This is a genomic window from Pseudomonas sp. GW823-FHT03E05 (assembly GCF_058796855.1).
The window spans coordinates 1,273,351-1,297,455 of the sequence record NZ_JBXAJB010000001.1 but is presented as its reverse complement, the minus strand read 5'-3'; the positions used below and the strand labels follow the sequence as shown (position 1 = coordinate 1,297,455).

Here is a 24,105-nt window from a genome sequence, read left to right as displayed (position 1 = left end):
ACATGACCCGCGCTTTCGATGCCGCTTCTGAACCCTCACCGACAATGCTCGACACCGGCCTGCACGCCCTGGCCTGGGCCGCCCGGCGCTTCGACCTGAGCATCAGCGTGGCGCAACTGACTCACCGCCTGGGACGGGTTGAAGGTCCGGCCGACAGCCTTGACCTGCGGCGCTGCGCCGGCTGGATCGGCCTGCGCGCACGGGCAGTGCAGAGCCGGGTGCAGCGCTTGCATCACCTGCCGCTGCCGGCGCTGCTGGACACCACTCGGGGCTGGGCGGTGCTGGACGCGGTGGAGGGCGACCGGGTCCGGGTGTTCTGGCCGCTGCAGGGGCAATGCCAGACCCTGTCGCGCCAGGAGCTGGCGACGCTCTGGCAAGGCCATGATCAGGGACAGGGAGAGGTGTTGCTGCTGGCGGAGCGGCATGTGCAGCTGAAGACGGGTGGTTTCGGTGTCTCCTGGTTCCTGCCGTCGATCCTCAAGCATGGGCGCCAGTTTCGCAGCGTGCTGCTGGTGTCGCTGATGCTGCAAGGCGTAGCGCTGGTCACGCCGCTGCTGTTCGAGAACATCATCGACCGGGTCCTGGTCAGTCGCGGCCTGTCGAGCCTGCAAGTGCTGGGGATCGCCATGCTGGCCCTGGCGCTGTTCGAGCCCTTGTTCGGCCTCTTGCGGTCCTGGCTGTTCAGCAATGTGGCGAGCAAGATCAACGCCGAGCTGTCCGCGCGCCTGTACCAGCATCTGATCCAGTTGCCGCTGGGTTATTTCCAGCGGCGCCAGAGCGGCGAGATCATCGCCCGGGTCGGTGAGATGCAACAGATCCGCCAGTTTCTTACCGGCTCGGCCTTGACCCTGGTGCTGGACCTGGCGTTCTGCGGGTTGTTCATCGCCGTGATGTACAGCTACGCACCGCTGCTGACCTGGGTGGTGGTGGGCTCCCTGGCCCTGTATTTCCTCTTCTGGCTGTGTGTGGGCCCCTTGCTGCGCAGCCGGGCCTTGCGCGAATACGAGTTGAATGCGGCCAACACGGCGTTTCTCACCGAGACCGTGACCGGCATCGAGACCATCAAGACCGGTGCCATCGAAAGCGCCTTCCAGCAGCAGTGGCAGCGCCAGTTGGCGGCTTATGTGCGTGCGGCGTTCCACACCCGCATCGTCGGAATCTGGGCCGGGCAGGGCATCGGCCTGATCCAGAAGCTGACCGCGGCGCTGTTGCTGTGGTGGGGCGTGATGCTGGTGCTGGATGGCCAGTTGAGCCCCGGCCAATTGGTGGCCTTCAACATGCTGGCCGGGCATGTGGTGGAGCCGATCCTGCGCCTGGCCCAGGTCTGGCAGGACTTCCAGCACACGCTGATTTCCCTGCGCCGCCTGGGGGACATTCTCGACAGCGACTGTGAAAGCGGCAGCGGCGGCCTGGCCTCGGTGCCAGCGTTGCAGGGCGGGGTGAGCTTCCAGGGGGTGCGTTTTCGCTACGAGGAAGACGGCCAGGAGGTGCTGCGCCAGCTGGATCTGGAGATCCAGCCGGGCGAGTTCGTTGGCATCACCGGGCCTTCCGGTTCCGGCAAATCGACCCTGACCCGCCTGCTGCAGCGCCTCTATGTGCCCCAGCACGGCCGGGTGCTGGTGGACGGCATCGACCTGGCCATCGCCGATCCGGTGGCCCTGCGCCGCAACATGAGCGTGGTGCTCCAGGAAAGCGTGTTGTTCGCCGGCAGCGTTGCCGAGAACATCCGCCTGTGCCGGCCTCAAGCCAGCGACGCCGAGGTGCGGCACGCCGCCAGTCTGGCCGGGGCGGCGTCCTTTATCGAGGCCCTGGCCCAGGGCTACGAGACCGAGGTGGGCGAGCGTGGCGGCCAGCTCTCCGGCGGCCAGCGTCAACGCATTGCCCTGGCCCGGGCCCTGTTGACCAACCCCGGCATCCTGTTGCTGGACGAAGCCACCAGTGCCCTGGACTACGAGTCGGAAGCGGCGGTGATGGCCAACCTGCAGGGCATCGTCCGCGGCCGCACGGTGATCAGCATCGCCCACCGCCTCAATACCCTGCGCCATGCGGACCGGATTCTGGTCATCGATCAGGGCCGGGTGCTCGAACAAGGCACACACCAACAGCTGCTCGCCCTGGACGGGTTGTATGCCCGGCAGTGGGCGCTGCAGATGAAGGACTGACCCCACCGACGGCAGGAGGACTCGCCCACCCGTCATGTCTCCCCACCCCGCAGTTCCATACCCCTAGGCAGCCCTTCGCGAGACGCAGGGCTTGGCTCAAAACAGACAAAGGATCATTGCAATGGCTTTTATGTCCAAGGACTTCACGCGCCTGCTCAATTCCCTGATCGACCAACAGATCAAGACGGCAGGGCGGCAAACCGAATGGTTCAACATGAGCGCCGACGAGCGTGCCGCGTACATCGGCCAGGTCGGCGAGCGCCTGCTGGAAATGCAGCAGAGCACCCTGAGCGTGCTGGCCGCCCAGCACTACCAGATGCAGGACAACCCGGTCTCGGTGGGCGACCAGTTGCAGGTGCTGCAACAACGCCGCAAAGAAATGAAGGCCATCGCCGACACGCCGGCCACCATTGCCTACAAGCAGCAACTGGACCGTGACATCCTGTTGTACAGCCGTCAGGACACGGCGATCAGCCACTATGACGGCACCTGGAGCAAGGCCCTGCGGCTGCTCAGTCCCGGTGGCGCCAAGGCCGAGGTCCTGCAAGCCGATGCGCCGGCCAAGCAGAAAGAGCTCAAGGGCCGGATCAACCGCCTGGAGAAGCACCTGAGCATGCAGGTGGCCGACTCCACCTTCAGCCAGACCTACGTGACCCTGTTCTCCGAGCTGCAGGCCTACAAGGAGGTGAGTACCCGCTACAACGCCTGGCTCAAGGCCGCCCCGCAGCAGCAGGCCGCGAGCCTGGCGGCACTGGCCAAGGCGCCCCGGGCCTCCGACGAGCTGCCGGTGAACCTTTCACTGCTGATGATGGAGGAGCGCCCGGGCTACATCCGCATGAACGTGGCGCTGGTCAATGCCAGCACCGATGGCCGCTTCAAGGACTTCTACCTGGAGCACGGCCGGCTGGTGGTGCCCACCGACGGCGTGCTGAATTTCTCCTTTGGCACCGCCGCCCGTTCCCTGGCCTGGCAGCAACAGTACCGGCTCAAGAGCGAGCCACCGTCCATGCGCTCGCCGACCTATGCACCGATTCGCTCGGTGCTGGTCAAGACCGGGTTCGTCGAGCAGTACTTCGCCAACCACCTGGTGTCGGAAAGCTCCCTGCGCGAAGGCTTCAAGGCCCAGGTGTTGAGCAACGGCCGCAAGCTGCTGTTGACCGGCGTCGATCGCAAGGTGCCCAACCAGGTCGGCATCCAGGTCTCGGGCCAGTCGCCCGGCACCAGCGTGACCCGCGAAGTGCCCCTGGCCGGCGCCTTGAGCGAACTGATCAACCAGAACGCGGACATCACCAGCTTCCAGACCCTGGGCGTCGAAGACTATCGGCAGAACAGCTACCACCCGGACCGCGACGGCCTGTTCGTCAATATTCACGAGCTGGAACGCTCGGTCGGCTTTGCCGAGCATCAGTACCTGCTGGAAATGCCCCAGGGTGACGCTTACCGTTCGGCGACACCTTTTGCCGTGATGACCGTCGAGGGCGACAAGGTCAGCAGCAGCCACCTGAGCAAGGCCCAGACCGAGACCCTGTATCAATACAACGCAGCGTTTTTCGAGCGCCTGGAGCAACTGCGCGGCGAGGGCTTCAAGGCCAGCCGGCTGTTCGCAGGCAGCAGCGAGCGCGCCACCTTCGTGCAACAGCTGACGCGCCTGCTCGAACGCAACCACATCACCCCGGCCGGGGTGCTGCTGGCGCAACACAGCCGCCCGAGCCTGCGGGATATCAAGGGCAACAACCTGAACAAGGTGCTGTGGGAACAGGCCTTCGCCGCGTCGGTCTGGCAAAGCCACGACAACGATGAGCTGCTGTTCGGCCTGGGGCAGAACCTGGTGAAGAACCAGGCACTGAGCAAAGTCCTGCAAGGCGGTTATCTGCAGAGCGACATTGCCCAGGCCAAATTGCTGCTGGCACCGCTGTATGAACAGTGGCGTGCCCAGTCGATCGAGATGGAAACACAGCGAGTGGCCAGCGCCAACGCCGGGCAGCATCCAGGCAACCCGAAGGTGCATGTTTTCGATCAGGTGGCGGTGGAGCGCGGCCTGGACAGCAAACTGCTGAACCTGTTGTTGAGCGGCCCCCAGGGCCTGGCGCCGGCCGACGTCGCGTTGCGGCCGACGGTCGAGGCGCTGCTGTCCGGCGACCAGGGCCGCAGCCTGCGCAAGCAGGCGTTGTTCCATGCCCTGCGCCCCGTGGCCGACAGTTTTTCCAAGGCCGCGGTGCCGGTCAATGCCCATGCCGCGCTGACGCCAAAAACCGGCGCCGACAAGGTCATGATCAACAACCGGCTGAACCAGCCCGACCCCTACCTGATCCTCAATACCCACCCGGAGCAGGCCCGGACCGATGCCGCGCTGCTGATCCAGGACGACAAGTACCGCAGCTACAGCCAGTTCCGCCCCGATCCGAACAATGAAGCCACACGCTACATGAGCGACCTGGACACCCCGTTCGTGGGGGGCATTTCCGGGACCACCCAGACCGTCAGCAATGCCTTGCCGGAGTTGTTCGGTAGCGCGCCGAGCATCAAGCAGTACTGGCAGTTCCAGATGGCCAACGCGGCCTTCATGATCCGCAACGGCTACCACTCGTTCTTCGAAACCCTGTATGTCGCCGCCCGTTATGAACCCCAGGGGCCGGACAGCATCGGCAAGGACCTGCTGCAGACCTTCGACCGCTACCGTGCCGAAGGGCGCCGGGAGGCTTTGCATGGGGAGCTGTACGACGCCGTGATGGCCCGGGTCCTGCCCATCGTCAATCAAGGCCTGGCGCCGAGCGAGGAGTTCCATCCACCGCGCTTCACCGACCTGGGGCCGCTGCCCGCGCTGTTGGGGCAGGCCGCCAAGGACCGGCAACTCAAGACGGGCCTGGCGTCGCTCGGAGCCGGCTTCGAACCGCGCCAGGGCAGCGCCGACATTCACCAGTTTGCCGCCGACCCGGTGCAGTTCGCCCAGACCCACACCCTCAGTGCCGAGGCCCTGGTCAAGGCGGGGCGCTTGCCGGCCCAGGGCAACGTGCAGTTGGTGGAAGTCGCGCCCAGGCTGTATGAGCTCGAATACACCGAGCACAGCGCCAACTCCGTGAGCGGGAGCCCGGACAGCGTGCCGGCGTATTTCCTCGGCTACAACGGGCCGAACCAGGCCAACGCCGCGCCGGCCTATGTGGACATTCCCAAGCAGGCGCGCGCGGGCAGCTTCCTCTTTACCGGCACCTTGTCGGGCTGCTCGCTGGTGGTGACCAGCCTGGACGCCACTACCTATCGGGTCTATCACGACGGTCGGGTCAACAGTTCGCTGCTGTACGACAACGTGGTGATGGCGGTCGACTACAAGGACTACCAGGTGGCCGGCACCGCCGAGGGCCTGGCTGCGGCGTACATGCAGGTCGTCGACGGCCAGTGGCAGTTGGTGTTCCAGCGCCAGGAGTACCAGCGCGAAGGGCAGATGGTCTGGCCGAAGTTGCGCGAGGGTGCAGAGCCGCTTGCCATCCAGACCGCCGACAGCCAGGTGCAGGAACGCAACCGGACCCAGTTCGCCGAATACCGCGAACAGGTGCACCAGAACCTGAAGAAGGTGGCGACCCAGTTCGGCGTGTCCACTGAAGGGGTGGCCGATGGCGTCTACAGCGGCGGCGACTTTTCTCCCGAGCACCCGGCCATTGCCGCCTGGAATCGGCTGCGCGATGCGGTCCAGGCCAAGGTCAGCGCCGACATCGAACAGCTCGGCAACCAGCGTTATCAACTCCAGGAGCAGCGGCGCGGGGCCAGCGACAAGAGCCTGATCGACCAGCAGATCAAGCAGCTCAACCTCACGCAGGATTTCTACCGGGCGCAGTACGAACCAGTGTTGCGTGAGGCCGCTTCGGTGGAAAAGACCTGGCTCTGGCAGCAGATCCAGGCCAAGCAGGGCACTGCTGCGGTGGTGCGCACCGACGACACGGCGATCCAGGGTGGGGGCGATGAGCGCAGCACCAGCGTGGGCGAGCGCTACGCCATTGCCGAGGCCTATCAGCGCGGGGCCCGGGGCACGGCATTCAGTGATGGCGTGCGGGATTTTCGCGAGATCAAGATCCCCGGGCTGGACGACAAGAAGTCGGCCCTGGAGATGAAGCGCCTGTTTCTCGACGGCCAGCTCACGCCTGGGCAGCGTGGCGCCCTGAGTGCCCGCATCAGTGAGACCAGCCAGGCCGAATACATCGACAAGGTGCTGCGCCAGACCGCGACTCTCAGTGAAGACTTCCGGGGCGCCGGCAGTGTCTTCGGCCAGTTGGCGCCCCAGGACTTCTACCTGTCGCTGGTGGGTGACCGCTCCGGAGGCCGCTGCTACCCGCTGGTCAGGGCCATGGCCGTCGCCTTGGCCAGGGGCGGCGAGGCAGGGGTCAACAGCCTGGTGCAGAAGCTGTTCCTGGCCTCGGCCGATCCCCAGGCGGGCAGCTCGACCTTGCTCAAGAACAGCCTGATCCGGCTGCATTCCAATGTCGACGCGGTCCAGGCCTCCAAGGCGCTGGGGCAGTTCCAGTTGTCCGACGTGGTGGCACGGTTGGCCAACAGCAGCAGCGACTCGATGTTTGCCCTCAACACCCAGAACCACTCGATGATGGTGGGCAGTACCCAGGGCCCCGAAGGCCGTCGCTACTACTTCTATGACCCGAATGTGGGGATCTTCGCTTTCGACTCCAGCAAGGGCTTGGCCAAGGCCATGGAGCAGCACCTGGTGCGCCGAAAACTGGCGGCGCACTACGGCTCGTTCGGCAGCCAGTCGCAGCCGGCCTTCAACCTGATCGAGATCGACACCCACAAGATGGCCGAGGTGCCGGTGGGCAGCGGGCTGAACGTTGCCGATCTGTCCCGTCCCGAGGAGTTGGCCGGTGTCATCGGCCAACGCCGCCAGGTGGAGCAGGCGGTGGGTGCCCAGCAGCGCGTCAGCCAGGACCTGCGCCTGGGCGCAGCGCTGACCACGTTCGACGCCGAGCAATGGGGGGCGCGCTTCGACGCCGCCAGCACCCGGCTGGCCCGGGAGCACCAGTTGAGCAGCCAGTGGATACCGATCATCGCCAACACCGAGCCACAGCCGGAGGGCGGCTATCGGGTGCAGTTCATCAACCGTGACCAGCCCGATCAGACCCGCTGGCTGAGCACCGACGATGGCACCTTTGTCGAATTCCGTCGTTTCGTCGATGAGCACATGAGCGTGCTCAACGAGCACTTCACCCTGGAGCATGGGCAGATCCGGCCCCGCGGCGGTGTCGGCGAAGTGGCGCATGTGGACGGCCTGAACGCCGGCTTTGCGGTCCAGACGCTGATCCAGTGGTTTGCCGACAAGAACCGCAAGGATGCGGCCCAAGGCGTGGTTTCACCGGACCTGGCCACCGCCCTGAAGATCCATAGCTACCTGGGCCTGGCGCAGATCGGCCATGGCACGGTGCAAGATGTGGCCAACATCACCCAACTGGTGCAAACCGCGTTGCGCGGCGAAGCCCTGGCCGCCGAGTCCTCGCTCAAGGACTTTGCCTCGACCCTGGGGCACACGGTCAACGAGGGCGCAGGCGTGCTGTTTGGCGGGGCCATGGTCGGCCTGGATGCCTATGAGCTGGCCCATGCCGAGAACGATGTGCAGAAAGCCGTATTCGGCACCCAGCTGGCGTTCGATTCGGCGAGTTTTGTCAGTGGCGCGGCGGGTATCGGTGCCGGGCTGATCGGCGCTTCGACAACGGCGGCGGTGCTGGGCGGCGCGGGGGTGATCCTCGGTGGCCTGGCGGTAGGCTTCACGGCACTGGCCCAGGCCTTTGGCGCGGTGGCCGAAGATGCCAAGGCGGTGGGACGTTACTTCGACACCCTGGACAAGGCCTACCAAGGCAACGGCTACCGTTATGACGAGAAACAGCAGGTGCTGGTGCCCCTGGCCGGGGCGGTGGTCAAGCGCCTCGACCTGCGCTCGAACGAGGTAGGTTTCGACAGCCAGTACATTTACCGCACTCACCACGGCTCCACCGGTTCCGGGGCGATCAACTACTTCTTCTGGGTCGGGGACTTTCCGCGGATGATCCACGACCGCACCCAGGCGATCGAGGTGCGCAGCGGCATCGGCCACGGCGCCAAGCCGCCCAGACTCGACCACGGCGACAGCAGGACGGTGATCCTGCCGGGCACGCCCAAGTCCTACATCAGCTACGAGTACATGATCCTGCCGGGAGCCACCACCCGGCATGACACGGGTTTCGATGTGATTCGCAAGCTCGAGCAGGACCGGCGCTTCGACTACGACTTCTACATCTTCCCGAGCGAGGAGACGATCCGGCGGATTCACCAGGAGTACGTCGAGACGCCGGTAGAAGTGCTGCTAGATGGGCACAACCGGCAATTGGTGGTGCCGCAACTGCCCAAGGAGCTGTACGGCTACCTGCGCTACGACATCCAGGGCGCGGGCGGCGAATACCTGATCGGCCTCAACGAAGGCACCGAGGTCAGGCTCAGTAACGAGGCCGGCCGTCAGCCGTCACGCTGGATCATCGACAGCAGCCAGCTTGAGAGCGACAGCATCACCGTGGCGAAGGACCACTTGCTGGTGGGCGGGGTCAAGGTCAGGCTCGATCCGGCCCAGAGCGGGCAGGTGCTGCTGGTCAACGCCAAGGGCGAAGTACGGGCAGCCGATTTTGCCGGCCAGACCACCTACGTGGTGAAGGAAGACGCCAGCCAATGGCAGGTGTCCGGGCAGCGCATCGAACAGCACCTCAAGGAGCTGGCCCAGGCCCATCAGTTGCACGGCCAATACGTGGTGGTGGAGAACTACAAGCACGGTGAGCGCAATGTCGGTCGGGCTTACTACGACGTTGCCAAGGACCGCATGCTATTCACCGACACCGATGTGCAACAGGCGCGCAACGCCCAGTTGGGGGCAGTCATCGGCGAGCATGCCTACTTCGTCGATGCCGAGAACGCCGCCGCGTGGCGGGTCGATATTGCCAGCGGCAAGGTCGATGCGCAGTTCGCCCCTGCGTTCAACCAGAGCGCCGGCCAGATCAGCCGGTTCTGGCAAGAGGGCGATGCGGTGTATCTGGCCCGTCGTTATCAGCTCAAGGAGCGGGAAGCCGAACTGAGCTTCCGTATCCTCGGTGACCGCATGGAGCTGGTGGGGGTGGTCGGCGATGAGTCGTTGCTGCAACTGTCGGCAAGCAACAGCCAGCATGGCAAGGACGCCAAGACCCTGCTCAATACCCTGCTCAAGGGCTACGAGACTCAGGCCACCCAGCGCGACACCCCGGTGTACAGCCTGGGCGCGCCCGTGCTGGAGCCGAATGCGGCAGAGCTGATCACGGTGTTTGGCCTGGACAACGCCAAAGTCGCGCACCGCTACTGGGTGCGCAGCAGCGACGGCATCGTGATCAAGCCGAACCTGGCACCACCGGCCGGGCAGGCGCCGCGCGCCGATGCCCCGGGGCAGGCGCAAAGCGCCTGGCAGATTCCGGCCGACCTGGTGTTGGCGGGCAGCCAGGCGCAGCCCGGTGGCCAGGAAGTGTTTTATTTCTACAGCAAGGCGCAGCAGGTGCTGTTCCGCCAGGAAGGGCCGGGGCAGAAGGTGCTCGATGCCGGCCAGCCAAGCGCCTTGCGGCTGAGCACGCCGCCCCTGGCCAATGTGCTCAATCTCAATGGCCATCTGCTGGCCGTGACCAACGACGGGCGCATGGCCCGGATCGAGGCGACGGGACGGCTGAGCTATGAGGCGGTCAACGAGCATTGGCTCAAGGCCCACAGTAACTGGTGGAAAAACCTCGCCGAGGTCGCCGGCAGCAATGCCACCCTGGCGGTATTCGGGGTCAAGGCCGCCGACGGCAAGAGTGCGCTGCCGGTGTGGTACCACAACGGTCAGGTGGTGGTGGCATCGTCCGCGCTGCAAGGCAAGCCGCTGCAGTTTCTCGGCTTCGACAGTGCCAGCGCCAGTGCCCGGCTGTTCGAGCCCGAGAGCGGCAAGCTCTATCTGCAGCCGCCGCTGACAGCGCAAGCACTGGCCACCGCGTTTGGCAACGACGAGGTGCTTGAGGCCTCGGCGCAATTGCCGGCCGCCATTGACTGGATGCCCAAGCTGCAACTGCGTTCGGCGGTCCAGGTCGATGCCGGGTTGCGCGTGACCACGGTGCAAGGCGAAGTGCTGCTGCGCAGCAACAACGGCGATGTGCAACTGGTGGCCGTGGACAAGGGTTGGCAACAGGCGCGGCTGGGCAATCTGCCCCAGGCCCTGGCAACGGTGGCTGGCCAGTGGGGCGCCAAAGGCGTGTTGAGCTTGCAGGACGGCGACACCCGCGGCTGGTTCGATATTGCCAGTGGGCAGATGTTCGCCAGCAACGGCATCCCGGGTGGCAGCGACTTGCGCTTTATCGGCGTCGCTGCCGGGACGCCGAACTCGGCCTATGTCTACAGCCCGACGGCGCAGGCGCTGTATCAGGTCAAGGACGGCAAGGTGCTGCAGCTGGGCCATTACGCAAATGTCGAGCGCATCGGCTCCTCGCTGCTGCTTCAGGGAGCCAGCGGCAATGCTCCTCAGGATGACCTGGCGCCGCCGTTGATTGCCGGGGTCGACAGCGTGGTGCTGCACGGCGGCGCCGGGGATGACACCTATCGTTTCAGCCCGGCGATGTGGGCGCATTACCGCTCGGTGGTCATCGACAACGATGATCCGGGCCTGGCCCTGGATCGGGTGATCCTGCCGGTTGCCGATGGCAAGAATATCCTCGTCAGCCGTCGGGGCGAGGACGTGCAGCTGACCGACACGGGCAATGGCACCGCCCTGGTGCTGCGCCAGGTGCTGGGCAGCCAGGCGGCCGCCCATGGGCATTTGCTGATCGAGCTCAAAGGCGACTCGTCGATGCTCAGCGTCGAGCAACTGCTCAAGGGCTTTGGTCCGAGCGGATCGGCCGGGGACAGCGTGTTCGAACTGGCCTGGAGCCAGCGCGAGACGCTGCCGGCGGCGAACGCTCTGAGCTCGGCGGCGGATGTGCCGGACTCGGCGGCGGATGGCCGGGGCCCCAGCCTGGCAAAACTCAGCGGGGCCATGGCGGCCTTCGCTGACACCGGCGGTGCTCGCGAACAACTGCCGAAAAACCATCAGGCCGCGCAGGCGGTGCTGGTGCCTTCACTGACCTGACCTCGCAGGAGAAACACAGGAGGGGCGCAAAGCCTCTCCTGTCTGCGGCGCCCTCTTTTCCCGGTGTTAGATCCAACCATGAGCAAACCCATGAATTCGCGGCAGCGAGCCCTTGCCGGCTGGCTGCTTGCCGTCCCGCTGCTGGTGGCGCCCCTGGCGCAGGCGGCCCCATTGCATCGGCAAGACCTGCCACAAGACTCGGCACAGCATCCGCCAGCCCATGTGCCACAACAGCGGCCCCAGGCGCTGCCCAGTGACCTGTGGCGGGTGTACCTGGATGCCCGGCAGAACAACAGCGAGCTGGCGGCGGCGCAGGCCGATCAGGCGGCCCGCGCCGAGGCGGTGCCCCAGGCCCGGGCCGGCCTGCTGCCCACGCTGTCCGCCAGTGCCGATCTCAATGCCACCAGCACCTCCCTGCAGCAGCCGCGGCAGGACACCCGGCGCAGTGGCACCAGTTATCAGGCGGTGCTGAACCAGCCGATATTCCGCGCCGATCGCTGGTTCACCCTCAAGGCCGCGCAAGCTGAAGACCAGCAGGCCCAGCTGGAGCTGGCCGCCGCCGAGCAGAAACTCATGTTCGACAGCGCCCAGGCCTACTTCGGCCTGCTCAAGGCCCAGGACGCCCTGGCGGCGGCCAAGGCCGAAGAAGCGGCGCTCAAGCGCCAGCAGCAACTGGCCGAACGGGGCTTGCAGCTGGGCCTGTCGGACCGCACCGATGTGCTGCAGGCCCAGGCCGGGCATGACACGGCGCGGGCCAACCGCATCGTGGCGCAGAAGCAGACCGACGATGCCTTCGAAGCCCTGGACACCCTGACGCATCAGCAGTACCAGGCAGTCCAGGGACTGCGCCACGACATGCCGGTGCTGTTGCCCGAACCCAACGACGCCCGGCGCTGGGTGGACACGGCGGTGCGTCAGAACCTGACCCTGCAGGCCAGCCAGTTTGCCCTGGAGGCGACGCAGCAGACCCTGAGCGCGCGCAAGGCCGGGCACGCGCCGACCCTGGACGCGGTGCTGCGCTACCAGACCGGGGACAACGACGCCCTGGGCTACGGCAACAGCGATATCCGAGGCAATGGCTACGGTGGCAATGTCGAGCAGCGCACGGTCGGTCTGCAGTTGAACATTCCGCTGTTCAGTGGCGGCCAGACCCGCTCCCAGGTGCGCGAAGCCCACCAGCGGATGAACCAGCGCGAGTACCTCAACGACGGCTTGCGGCGTCAAGTAGTGGAGCAGACCCGCAACCTGCATCGCGGTCTCAACAGTGGTGTCGATCAGGTGCAGGCGCGGCGCCAGTCGATCATCTCCAACCAGGGCGCCGTGCTGGCCTCGCAGATGGGCTTTCAGGTCGGAACCCGCAATATCGTCGATGTGCTGGAGGCGCAGCGTCAGCTCTATAACGCCGTGCGCCAGTACAACAACAGCCGCTACGACTACATTCTCGACACCCTGCGGCTCAAGCAGGCGGTGGGGACATTGTCGCCCCAGGACCTCAGGGCGCTTTGTGATTACCTCAAGGCCGACTACGATCCGGACCGCGATTTTCTGCCGCCGGAGTTTCCACGCCGGCTGGCAAAACGCTGACAGGGCCAGGCAATGCCTCGGACAAGGGTTGGCGGGCACCGATTTTTTTCAGGTAAAGGGGGACAGGGTTGTACGGGTTATTGGACTTCTTCGACAGTCACAGGCGCTGCTGTTATGCCCTGGGCGTGATGATCGCGGGCGGCGCCGCAGGGGCGCTGGGCAACTACTACCGTGTGCAGGTCGAAGACGTCTACCGGGCCAGCATCCAGATGCAGACCCGGGAGCAGGCCCAGGACCTGGAACAATGGAAATCCAACGGTTTTGCCATTGGCGCACTGTCGATCCTCGGGCGTCACAACCCCTCGCTCAAACGCATTGTCCTGGAGCCCGAACCCTCTGCGGACCTGATGGAGCGGGCCACCATTCCCCTCAAGACCCTGTCCCTGGTGGTGGAAGCCAACCATGCGTTTGTTCTCAACCGGGAAGGGGTGGTGGTAGCGGCCCATGACCAGCACGGGCAGACGCCCCTGGGGCTGAACGTGGCCTTCCGCCCCTACTTCAAGGTGGCTCTCGATGGCGGCAGCAGTGTCTACGGCGCCATCAGCGCCACCACCGGCACTCGCATGTTCTACATGGCGGCACCGATCTTCGAGTCGCGTACGCGCCAGGACAAGGTGATCGGGGTGCTGGTGGCGCGTTTTGATGCCGATAGGCTCGATGCCAGCCTGAGCAAGCCGTACAGCGACGATCTGAAGATGATCCTGTCCCCCAGCGGCGTGGTGCTGGCCGCCAGTTCCCCGGCCTTTATCCTCAAGTCCGACCGCGCCTGGCCCTGGAACCGGTTCACGGGGGAGATCCGCCGCCAGTTCAGCGACTATCGGTTTGCCAACGGGGTGCCCGAACGCTTGCCCTTCGATGCCCATCAGTCGGTGATCCAGCTGGACGGCCGGCGCTATAGCCTGTCCCGGGTGGATTTCGACTGGAATGACCCGAGTGGTCCCTGGACCCTGATCACCCTGGGCGACCTGGATACGCTGTTGCCGGGGGAACAGGTGCTGCTGATCGAGGGGCTGAGTGCCCTGGTGTTCTTGCTGTTGCTGTGGGGCGGCCTGCGGCGTCTGGCCGATGCCCGGCGGCACAAGCGCGACGTGGCGCAGATCGAGCAGAGCGAACAGCGCCTGGACATGGCCCTGCAAAGCGGGGCCCTGGGGCTGTGGGACTGGAACCTCAGCCTGGGGACGGTCATCAACAACGATGTCTGGCTGCAGATTCTTGGCTACAGCAAACAGCAGATGGAACAGGCTTTCGGCCATGGCCTGGAGCGCTGGACCGCTCTGGTGCACCCGGACGACTACGAGCCGGTCATGGCCCGGCTCAAGGCGCACCTGAACGATGAAGTCGGCGAATACCGCGCTGAGTACCGCATGCGCAACAAAGAGGGGCAATGGCTGTGGGTGCTGGACATCGGCAAGATCATGCAGCGCGACGCCAGTGGAGCACCGACGCGGGTCACCGGGGTGCTGCAAGACATCAGCGAGCGCAAGGCGGTGGAAGCGCAAATCCAACAGTCACGACAGGATGCCGAGCGGGCGACCCAGGCCAAGTCGGAGTTTCTCGACTGCATGTCCCATGAGATCCGCACGCCGCTGAACGCGATCATCGGCATGGCCCACCTGGCACTGGACCTGCCGCTGGAGCCGGTGCAGCGCGACTACATCGAAAAGATCGACCGTGCGGCCAAACACCTGGTGGGCACCATCAACGGCGTGCTCGACCTGTCGAAGATCGAAGCCGGCAAGCTGAGCATGGAGCAAGTGGGCTTCGACCTGCGGGAACTGGTGGACGATGTGTTGCTGCTGGTCCGCCAGCGCGCGGAAGAAAAGGCGCTGCGGCTGCAACTGGATATTCCGGCTTCACTGCCGCGCCGTTATGTGGGTGATCCGCTGCGTCTGGCCCAGGTGCTGACCAACCTGGTGGACAACGCGATCAAGTTCACAGAGGCCGGCCATGTCTGTATCGGTGTGTGCCTGGTGCGCCAGTGGGATCATCAGGCGCTGCTGTGCTTCAGCGTCACCGACACCGGGGTGGGCATCAGCGACGAGCAGCAGGCCCGCTTGTTCAATGTCTTTGTCCAGGCCGACCGGTCCATCAGCCGGCGTTATGGCGGCAGCGGCCTGGGGCTGACCATCTCGAAGAAAATCGTGCAACTGATGCAAGGTGATATCTGGGTGAAAAGCCAGCCAGGGCAGGGCGCAACATTCAAGTTCAGCGTGCAGTTGAGCCTGTCGCCGTTACCACTTGAGGAAAACTGCACCACGCCAGCCACTGGTGCCGCAGCGGGGCAGGGTACGATCAATGACCCGGTACGCTGGCTGGTGGGGACGCGGGTGCTGGTGGTCGAGGACAACGGGCTCAACCAGGAAGTGTTGCAGGGCCTGCTGCAGCGCGTGGGGGTCCAGGTGGTGCTGGCGGCGAACGGTGCGCAGGCCCTGCGTCTGTTGCTTGAGGAGGGGCGCTTTGACGCTGTGCTGATGGATTGTCAGATGCCGGTCATGGACGGCTTCGCCACGACCCGCAAGATTCGCGGGTATCCGCACCTGCGGTGGCTGCCGATCATTGCCGTGACCGCCAGTAGCCAGGCCGATGTGCAGGGCAGGGCGGTGGCGGCTGGCATGAGCGATCTGCTGAGCAAGCCCCTGGAGGTCGCGGCGTTCTATCGGACCCTGGTGCGCTGGATCAAAGCGACGGACATGCCGGTAGCGCAAGTTCCGGCGCCTCCGGGTACAAGCGTCTTGAACTCGACTTATGCAGGCATCGACACCGCGCGCGGGCTGGCGGTGGTGAACCAGGACCTGGCCCTGCACCGCAAACTCCTGGCCGACTTTCGTGACAGCCAGCAGCAGGTCATCGAACGCTTGTGGCAAGCCCATGCCGCAGGGGACCTGGCCGCCCTCGGCTCTCTGGCCCACAGCCTGCAGGGCAACGCTGGGAACATCGGTGCCACGGCGGTCAAAGAGGCCGCTGGACAACTGGAGGAACAGGCGGGCGGGCCGGCAGCGCTGGGGCCGCTGATCGAGCAGCTGGCGCGGTGCCTGGAACCGGTGCTGGCCGGCCTGGCGTCCCTGCCAGTGGCAGCCGACGGGGATCTGGCACCGCAGCAGCTGGGGCTGGACCCTGAGCAGGTGTTGGCACTGGAGCGCTTGGCCAAGCTGCTGCTCAGCCATAATGCCCAGGCCCTGGCGCTGATCGATGAACTGTACGAGCAATACCCCTGTGGCCCTCTGCGGGCCATTCAAGAGCGGATCTACCGGTTGGAGTTCCAGCAGGCCCATGACCTGCTTGTCGACTTCCAGGGCTAGCGGGTGTCCTGGGTCAGGGCCTGATAGCGGGCCATGCGGTCGGTGCAGTGCTCGACCAGGCATTGATGCAAGGCGCGCAACGACGAAGTGATCTGCGAGCGGTGCGAGACCACCAGATTCAGCGGCGCCGCGTCGGACTGCCAACCGGGCAGCAACGGCAGCAGGCGACCGGCGAGCAGGTCCTCCACGACATTGAGCAGCGGCAGGTTGACCACGCCATGGCCAGCCACGGCCCAGCGCCGTGCAGCATCGCCATCATCACAGCAAAAATGCCCTTGTACCGGCACGTCCTCGACCTTGCCGGCCCCATGGAAACGCCAGCGGCCCTCCGGGCGGCCAATGCTGTGGCAGATGATGCATTCGTGCTCGCTCAGCTGTTCCGGCGACTCGGGCTGGCCATGCTCGGCCAGGTAATCGGGCGCGGCGCAGGCGATGAAGTAATGCTGCTTGAGCACCGGTAGCTCGACCAGATCCAGGGCCAGGTTCTTGCCGTAGCGCAACGCGGCATCGAAGCGGCCCTTGAGCAGGTCCTCTTCCTTGTCGCTCAGCGCCAGCTTGATGTACATGCGCGGCCGTTCCTGCTTGAGCCGGGCGAGCATGTCCAGCAGCAGGTTGCGGCCCAGGTCGGAAGACACCGTGAGTTCCAGCATGCCGTCATCGTGGCGCAACGAGCGCTTGCCGTTGGCCAGGATCTTCAAGGCGTGCTGGGCACTTTCCAGGTAGCGTGCGCCTTCGGGGGTGAGCTTCATGGTGCGGGTGGAGCGGGTGAACAGCCGCACGCCGAGGCGGTTTTCCAGGCGCTTGAGCCCCAGGCTGGCGGCAGCCGGGGTGATCGACATGACGCGAGCGGCGGGGGACAGGCCCTGCAGCTCGGCGATCAGAATGAACAGCTCCAGATCTGCGAAGTTAGGCATTGGCCAGGCTCACCATCCATTCACCGGCCGAAAAAGCTCTGTGACGAACTCAGCAAGGCCGCCGACAGCGGCTCCGGGTCGCCGGCGATGCATTGCTCGAACCCGGGCTGGCGGTACATCTGGCCCATGGCTTGCGCATGCCGACTGTGGAGGTCCTCGGTGCTGGCCTGGAGCAGGCTCAGGTGGTAGTTCAGTGCCAGGGCGAACAGACGGGCCGACAGGGACAACTGCTCGCAGGTGTGCAGCTCGCCAGGGCCCTTGAGCAAGGCATCGGCGTGGGTGATTTTCCAGGCAAGGTTGAGGATCGGGTCTTCCGGCTCGGCGTGGGCGAGAATCTCTTCAATCAGCAGCCTGCTGTGACCCAGGGCCTGATCGATACGGCTGCCCGGCTGATTGAGGCCCATCAGCGCCAGGCAGGCAGCGCTGCGCAAGGCCGCGGGGTCGCGCCGGCTCGGGCTGCTGCGCAGCAGAATCGACAGGGTATCGAGCAGGGCCTGGAGGCGAATCTGCGGATTGCCGGCCAGTTGCAGGGTCAACGCACTGACAAAACCGTCGCGCATGTCGCTGCCGGCGCAAGGTCCGGCCACCGCTTGCAGGTCATGCAGGGGTTTGTTGCGGTAGCCCAGTTGCGTTGCCACCCGGGCCAGTACCACAGGGGGCGAAATCGGCTTGGCGATGTAATCGGCGGCGCCCAGCAGCAGCCCCAGGCGTTCGTCTTCGACGCTGCTGCGCGAGGTCAGGAAAATCACCGGAATGGCTGCAGTCGCCGGATGACTCTTGAGCTCGCTGAGCACCTGGAAGCCATCCATCTCCGGCATCAGGATGTCGAGAATGATCAGATCGGGGCTGGCACTGCGAGCCAGGGCCAGGCCCCGTTCGCTGTTCTTTGCCAGCAGCACTTCATATTCGGCGGTCAGGGTTTTCGACAGCACGATCAACGATTGCGGATCATCGTCGATGGCCAGGAGCGTATAGGGCTTGGGAACATGCTCTGCGGGCATGACGAGGGGGCCTGAACAAAGTAGGCCGGCAGTCTAGCGTATTTGGTTTATGGGCACCTAGCGTCCAGCTGCCGCAGTCGAAGAGAATGAATCGCCTGCTCATCCTCCGGACAACAACCGCTTTTGCCGCCAGGCCGGTGCGCTGGTGGGAAAAAGCACTTCGGTCGGCCGGAAGCGGGCGATGCCGTAGGCGGCGGCAATACGCTGGCGTTGCTGGCCCCGGACAAGCGCTTGCTGAAAACTGCTTTCGCGCTGCGCCAGCCCCAGCACATAGCCCACGCCCGCCTGGAAATCACCTCCATGGGCCTGCCACCAGGCTGCGATCAACTGCGGGTCGGGCCAGGGTAGATTCTCATCGGGGTCCATGGCGACACTGGCATCCTCAGGGTCGTCGTTCGGGCCTGCATCGAAATCCGGCAGGTCCTGCAATTCCAGATCGAGTAACGCCAGGTCTGCCCCAGTAATCTGGCTGAAGGCCTCGCCGGCGACGCGGGCATGAGGCAGGTCGCTCATCTGCTGGATCAGCCAGGGCACGCTGACCGGGTCGCCCAGCAGCCCAACGGCCTGGATGCCGACGCGCTGTTGCTCAGGGTTCTGTATCAACTGGCGTATCCAGGCGATGCTGTGCTCACGCCTTTGCCAGGCCAGCAGTACACAGAGCGCGCGGTACTGGAACTGGCCCGGTTGCTCGGCGAACTGCCGCAGCGGCTCCAGCGCTTCCTCGTCGCCCATCTGCGCGGTGGCCCAATTGGCCCAAAAGCGCGTGGCGGTGTCCTGGTGTTGCCGGTGGCTGCGAATGGTCGGCATCAGGTCACGACGGCGCAGCTCGCCGGCAGTGCGGGCGGCACGTGCCAGGACGCTTGGGTCGGCGTGGGAAAGTCCGGTAAACAGGGCTGGGCCGGGGTCGTGGCGGTGCATGCCACAGGCGGCCAGGCCGAGGCGCAGAAACAGGGGGTCGGGGGAGGCGAGCAGGCGATCGATCCAGGGCGATACCCACTTCCAGTCGAGCCAACCCAAGGCCATCAGGTAGCCGCTCTCCGTTTCTACGGCACTTCGCAAATGCTCGCTGAGCCGTGACAACACCTGTGCGTTACCCGCCTCGAAGGCCAGCACCACACTGGCGAACAGCTCGCCAATGGCGTGTGGCCCAAGTTGAGCCAACAGGGTTTCCAGGCCGCAGGTGCCGGCGACGCGAAGGCCGTCAAGGTGGGCGTCGATGCGCTCGTCGAGTTGGCTGAGGTGGTCGAAGTCGTAGTGCGGTGCGCCCAGGGCATAGTCACGCAGGACGGCGAGGAAGCTGGCTTCTTCGACATGTTGATCCAGAATCAGCGGAATCAAGTTCGAGTACATTTCAAAGTCTTGAAAAATAGTGAGTTAAGCAAGTTTCCTCCAGCTCTGCCCGTCATGTACCAAGATATCCTTTTGGCCAACAGACCAAAGCGCCCCGTTTTTAGCGGAAAGACAGTAGCAAGTATTGGGCTTTGGCATATTCCAGTTGACTGGCCGCAAAGAACTTTCATCGAGAACGTATACTTCGAACAAGGTGGCTAAATATATTTTTCCTTGGTGTTCAGCAATGCTCCAGAAATCATCGGTGAACTCTTCGAGATCGATAATTTCCCATGTGTCTGCTCTGCCACGCAACAAAGTGCCTTGGCGGCCACATAAATAACAATAACCATCAGAGGCGCATATCAATGCAGTTATTTTAAAGTTGGTTGGACTGTCGACTTGCCGCCAGTTGCCTTGCTCCCGCAGCCATATTTCTCCCTTCCAGCCGGCGGCATAGATTTCATCATTGGAGAAACCGCCCAGTGCTTCGAAGCCAAAAACACTGTCTTTACTCGTAGGCTTTGGGGCATGTATAGGCTGCCAGGCAGAAGATCCATGGCGTACGTACACTTCTCGGGACACTCCGCACAAGTAGGTATATTCGCCTATCGAGCTTATCCCTCTGAGCATTAGCGGTGGCGGATCCATTTCCGACAAGCTGAGGGTCGAGCCGAGATAGCCTTCCCCGATTTCACCCTCTTCGGATATTGCCAGCATCTGTTGTGACCGGTCGGTGGTCATGGCAACGGTATCCCAAGTCGCCTCGCCAACTTCTCGCCACTTTCCAGAGTTGTACTCCAGGAAAATAGTGTGCGAAACGTCCTGGGCTTCTAGTCCTATTTCCCGAAAAGCGAAAAAAGATTTCTGTGCGTCTACGGCGGCAACATAAGCGTAGTAATAATCTTCCAGCCATTCGTCAGCCATATGAATATCCGTTTATTGGGTGGTGGCTCAAGGGGAGGGCCTTCTCGCGGTACGGTTCAATACCGCAGGCTTACTTCTTCCGCTTGGTGAATGTTTTACTTTAGGGGGCTGCGTATTTGGCGGTAGCATTTTTTTATGCCCGTCGGCCAACTGTGCCGTGAGGCAGCGTTCGCTACAGTTTGACTCGGGAAACGCGCCACGAGTACTTTGGGCCGCCATGGAGGCCTCTTTACTGAATTCGCGCATATCGCCTTTCTTGACCCCAGCGATAACCCCCAGAGCTTTATGCTCGCTGTGTCGGACACCATGACTCCCATGAGTGTTCCCCCAGCCCTCAACGCACATACAAGGCGCCGTATCTTTCGAATACTCTTCCCAGCCGGGCTGGCGCTTGTTGTTACTGAACGCTCCTACAGAAAATGAGCTTTTCGGTATGACATGGTCAGGTGTTTGTGCTGGACAACATCCGGCTATACCTGCTTCGTCCTTAGGGCGGTACGGCACTAACTGACAGCGGCGAGCCGACAAGCATTTGTTTGCTTTGGCTCTTGTCGCTGTTTTGCTGGCCCAAGCGCTTTCATTGACCATTGCACCGCTCAGCTCTGCCTCTTTACAAACATTCTTTTCACCGTACGGTTTGTATTCCTGGCAGGATTTTCTTTCTCTTTTTTTCTCCCTTTTGCATTTTCCCTGGGTGCTCGGCGACATCTTGGAAAGGTGAGGCCAGGGAGGGGTATTACCTGGCTGTGAAGCATGGTTATGCGTCGTCATGTCAAGGTGCCGTACTACGTTTTGACCTTCGAACTTCACATTCATCGACCAGGAAGTGAAGTACACCTTCCCCTTGATCTTGCTAGTGATGACCCCCTTCTTGGGCGCATTCCCAGCCTCATCCCCATAACTTGTCTTGAAGTAACTCTTGTCCTTGAGCATCACCTCTTTGCGGGTGATCTTGACCGTTCGTGTGCCCCGGGTGGTGTCCTTGGACATACCCGTATTGGGGTAGGGAATGGGTACCCCCATCGGTGTCGGCGGAGCCACGGGCGGGGTGAAGCAGACATCCGGAAAGCAGGCGACGGACTTGCCATCGGCCGCCTTGCAGGAAATCTCCATATTGTTGGCATACACCTCGTTGGCCATCAGGCAGCCCTCACGGTCTGGTAGCTGAGCAGGGCGGCGGCGCGTTGGCCGGCGTCGTTGCCGAGGTGGCAGAGGATATTCGGGCCGTCACCGTAGCCCTTGCGGCTGGCGGCCAGGGCCACGGCCAGCATCGTCGGGCCGATGGCGGCGCCGACTTCGCCGATGCAGTCGGCCGGGTGCCAGAGGTGGAAGAACTCCTTGCGCACCCGCAGGGTACGGCTCAGGGCCAGGGAGGCTTCCTTGAAGTAGTACTGCTCGCCGGAGATGTCGGTGAGCCGATAATCCATTTGCTCCAACCCACAGCCAACCTCGCTCAGGGCAGCGCGTACGGCTTGAGTCAGACCTTCAGCACGCAGGGGAGTACCTTCGGCCTCCACGGTGGCCTTCTCCACGCCGAATCCCAGGCCGAGGCAGGCCAATTGCGGCTCTTCGCTGGCAACGGGGGCGGCCAGCACCACGGCGGCGGCGCCTTCGCCGGGGATAAATCCGTTGGAGTTCTGGCTAGTGAGCAGGCGATCGCGTGCTTCGAAAGCGGCCAGCGTCGGTCCATTCAAAAAGGAGTCGACGCCGGCAATCAGCACGTGGCGATGGCCGCCCTGGTAGATCAGCGTACGCGCATCAAGCAGGGCCACGGCAGCGCTGACCCGTCCATAGGCGATGACGTTGGAACTGGGATGAAAGCGCAGGCCCAGTTCGGCTTCGATGGCGTGCAGCAGCCCCTTATCGAGGCCGTCGAGGCGGCCGGGGCGCTCGACTTCCGCCACCCCCAGCAGCAGCGGGGTCTTTTCCGGGTCGACGTTAGGGGTGCTTTGCAGCGCCTCGGCGATGGCGCAGGCGGCCATCTTGATCAGTTTGCTGCGCCCACGCCAGGGCTGCTCCAGAGGCACGCTGGCAGCGATCAGCCATTCGCCGCCGCAGTCGATGAAGCGGGTTTCCTGGAAGTTATCGATAGCGCAGCGAATCGCCGCGCAGCTCGCGGGTGCGCTGAGGCCAACGGCGCTGACCATGCCGGAACCGATGATGCAAAGTGCAGTCATCAGTCTGTCTCCTCGGGGGCGTGCCTGGCTTTTACCAGGGAGGAGAGCGACGGGTAGTAATCCTTGCCCAGTTCGCGGGCGCGCCACCAGCCTGTGGACATAGTGCCGACCAGCACCTGAGCGATCTCGAACATGTTGTGTCGTAGTGCACGGGAGACACGCCAGGTCAGTTGCACCTGGAGCGCGTCTGTGTCGATCAGCAGGGTATCGATCACCGCCTGCACAGTCTCGTGACCGCCTTTTTTCAGAAAGAAGGTCACCGGCACGTCCATTTCGGGGATGCGAAAGCCCGCGCGCTCCTGGCGTGTGAGGTTGAGCAGCAACACATCCTCGCCGCCACGCAGGTAAGGAATCTGCTGATCGTCAGGGGCCGCCTGAAAGTAGCGACGGTCGAAATCTCCCGGCAGAAACGGAAAGCGGTCGGCCAGCCAGGCATCGTCGTAAGTGCCAGCGAAGCGAGCACGTTGCGGCCAGCTGCGGCCGATGGGGCCAAGGGCCATAGGACGGAAGTCGCCAGAGGGACTGTCGATCGCCTTGCCCAATTCCTCGGTGCTCGGCATCGGCATGCCGACGATGGCAGCACTAGCCATGCGGCTTGGAAACCAGCCACAACCGGTCGGATTGTCCAGGTAGCTGTAACGCAATTCGGAGTCTTCCGCCATCGGATGGCTGCCGCCAAAGGCCTGGGCATAAGAGATGTCCTGCTCGATGAAGGGCTGCGGCAAGCCGGGAGAAACGCCCAGTAGCCCCAATTGCCATTGTCGGGGGCCGAGGACGGAAAAGGCCTTGCTCATCTGACCGACGCGAATGCCCGCAGCCATCTGGCTCACGGGTCGCCCGCCTGGGGCATAGGCCTTGCCGCGCACCAGCACATCGCAGAACGGCTTGACCGGTGCGAAGTCCATTTCCTGCAGGGGGGCGCTGAGACCGGGTTCGCCGAGGAAGGTATCGGCCATCAGCAGCGGTTGCTGGGTCTCGGCGAGGGTCGCCGCGCGGCCGTCCTGCGGCAGATTAAACGTGCCTTTGACCACCACCACCAGGGATTCGCGGCCATCGGGCTCCATGCCCTGGGTATAGGCAGCAAGCAGTTTGCTGGCGTTGAGCAGTTCCATAGGCGACTACCTGTCTAGTTGATCTGCACCGAACCACCCTTGATGCGGTTGACCCCGCTGGAGCGACTGGACAGGTAGGCGCCCTGGATGATCACTTTGCCCGCGCGGGTCAGGGTGATGCTGGCCTTGCCGCAACTCAGCACGATCTCGCGTTCGGCGCGCAGTTCCAGGCGCTGGTCGTCCAGTTGCACGCTGGCAACCGGTTCGGGTGCCATGGCCTGGCTCAGCAGGCGGCCGATCACAAGCGGGCGGGAAGGGTCGCCATCTTCGAACATCAGCGCCACTTGGCTGCCGATGTCTTCAGGGGAGAGCAGGGTGGTGCTGCGGGCGGCGATGCTCTGTTGCTCGGGGCAGCCGGGGTAGGTCACCCAGGGCGCACTGGCCTGTGGCAGGTCGAGCAGTACACCGACGACTACGCCATCGATACGGGCCTGCGTGGGCAGTGAGTATTGAACCGTCATACGCGT

The 24,105-nt window shown here is 64.0% G+C and carries 12 protein-coding genes; 4 read left to right on the top strand and 8 right to left on the bottom strand.

Annotation, left to right across the window (positions count from 1 at the left end; translation table 11 throughout):
- The first annotated feature begins 2 nt into the window (after nucleotides 1-2).
- The 4 genes from AC1RCO_RS05755 (at nucleotide 3) to AC1RCO_RS05740 (ending at nucleotide 16,178) form a co-directional block, all read left to right on the top strand.
- On the top strand, nucleotides 3-2,162 hold the full coding sequence (locus AC1RCO_RS05755) for a type I secretion system permease/ATPase (protein ID WP_492617493.1): 2,160 nt from the start codon (nucleotides 3-5) through the stop codon (nucleotides 2,160-2,162).
- Between the two features lie 121 nt (nucleotides 2,163-2,283).
- On the top strand, nucleotides 2,284-11,295 hold the full coding sequence (locus AC1RCO_RS05750; protein ID WP_492617492.1) for a TcdA/TcdB pore-forming domain-containing protein: 9,012 nt from the start codon (nucleotides 2,284-2,286) through the stop codon (nucleotides 11,293-11,295).
- Between the two features lie 78 nt (nucleotides 11,296-11,373).
- A complete protein-coding gene (locus tag AC1RCO_RS05745) occupies nucleotides 11,374-12,879 on the top strand; it encodes a TolC family outer membrane protein (protein ID WP_492617491.1) in 1,506 nt (501 codons plus the stop codon).
- Between the two features lie 128 nt (nucleotides 12,880-13,007).
- Nucleotides 13,008-16,178 (top strand): ATP-binding protein, encoded by a 3,171-nt coding sequence (locus tag AC1RCO_RS05740; RefSeq protein WP_492617607.1) that lies wholly within the window; start codon nucleotides 13,008-13,010, stop codon nucleotides 16,176-16,178.
- On the opposite strand, the gene AC1RCO_RS05735 is transcribed toward AC1RCO_RS05740, so the two are convergent.
- From AC1RCO_RS05735 to AC1RCO_RS05700, 8 genes are all read right to left on the bottom strand, one after another.
- Nucleotides 16,175-17,092: a LysR family transcriptional regulator gene (locus AC1RCO_RS05735; RefSeq protein ID WP_065364055.1), complete on the bottom strand. Its 918-nt coding sequence runs from the start codon at nucleotides 17,090-17,092 to the stop codon at nucleotides 16,175-16,177. The genes AC1RCO_RS05740 and AC1RCO_RS05735 overlap by 4 nt on opposite strands.
- A gap of 20 nt (nucleotides 17,093-17,112) precedes the next feature.
- Nucleotides 17,113-18,093, bottom strand: a complete 981-nt coding sequence (locus tag AC1RCO_RS05730) for a response regulator (protein WP_346624270.1) — start codon at nucleotides 18,091-18,093, stop codon at nucleotides 17,113-17,115.
- A gap of 99 nt (nucleotides 18,094-18,192) precedes the next feature.
- The gene (locus AC1RCO_RS05725; RefSeq protein WP_492617490.1) at nucleotides 18,193-19,443 is read right to left on the bottom strand and encodes a TIGR02270 family protein; all 1,251 of its coding nucleotides are present in this window, start codon (nucleotides 19,441-19,443) and stop codon (nucleotides 18,193-18,195) included.
- A gap of 24 nt (nucleotides 19,444-19,467) precedes the next feature.
- Nucleotides 19,468-20,349 carry a hypothetical protein gene (locus AC1RCO_RS05720; RefSeq protein WP_220222645.1) on the bottom strand — a complete coding sequence of 294 codons (882 nt, stop codon included), beginning with the start codon at nucleotides 20,347-20,349 and terminating at the stop codon, nucleotides 19,468-19,470.
- 27 nt (nucleotides 20,350-20,376) lie between these two features.
- The gene (locus AC1RCO_RS05715) at nucleotides 20,377-21,489 is read right to left on the bottom strand and encodes a PAAR-like domain-containing protein (RefSeq protein ID WP_073698940.1); all 1,113 of its coding nucleotides are present in this window, start codon (nucleotides 21,487-21,489) and stop codon (nucleotides 20,377-20,379) included.
- Nucleotides 21,489-22,529: a 3-oxoacyl-ACP synthase gene (locus AC1RCO_RS05710; RefSeq protein ID WP_092137439.1), complete on the bottom strand. Its 1,041-nt coding sequence runs from the start codon at nucleotides 22,527-22,529 to the stop codon at nucleotides 21,489-21,491. Before AC1RCO_RS05710 ends, AC1RCO_RS05715 begins: the two co-directional genes overlap by 1 nt.
- A complete protein-coding gene (locus AC1RCO_RS05705) occupies nucleotides 22,526-23,638 on the bottom strand; it encodes a DUF2169 family type VI secretion system accessory protein (RefSeq protein WP_492617489.1) in 1,113 nt (370 codons plus the stop codon). Before AC1RCO_RS05705 ends, AC1RCO_RS05710 begins: the two co-directional genes overlap by 4 nt.
- Before the next feature lie 14 nt (nucleotides 23,639-23,652).
- Nucleotides 23,653-24,099 carry a DUF6484 domain-containing protein gene (locus tag AC1RCO_RS05700; protein WP_492617488.1) on the bottom strand — a complete coding sequence of 149 codons (447 nt, stop codon included), beginning with the start codon at nucleotides 24,097-24,099 and terminating at the stop codon, nucleotides 23,653-23,655.
- Nucleotides 24,100-24,105: the final 6 nt, after the last annotated feature.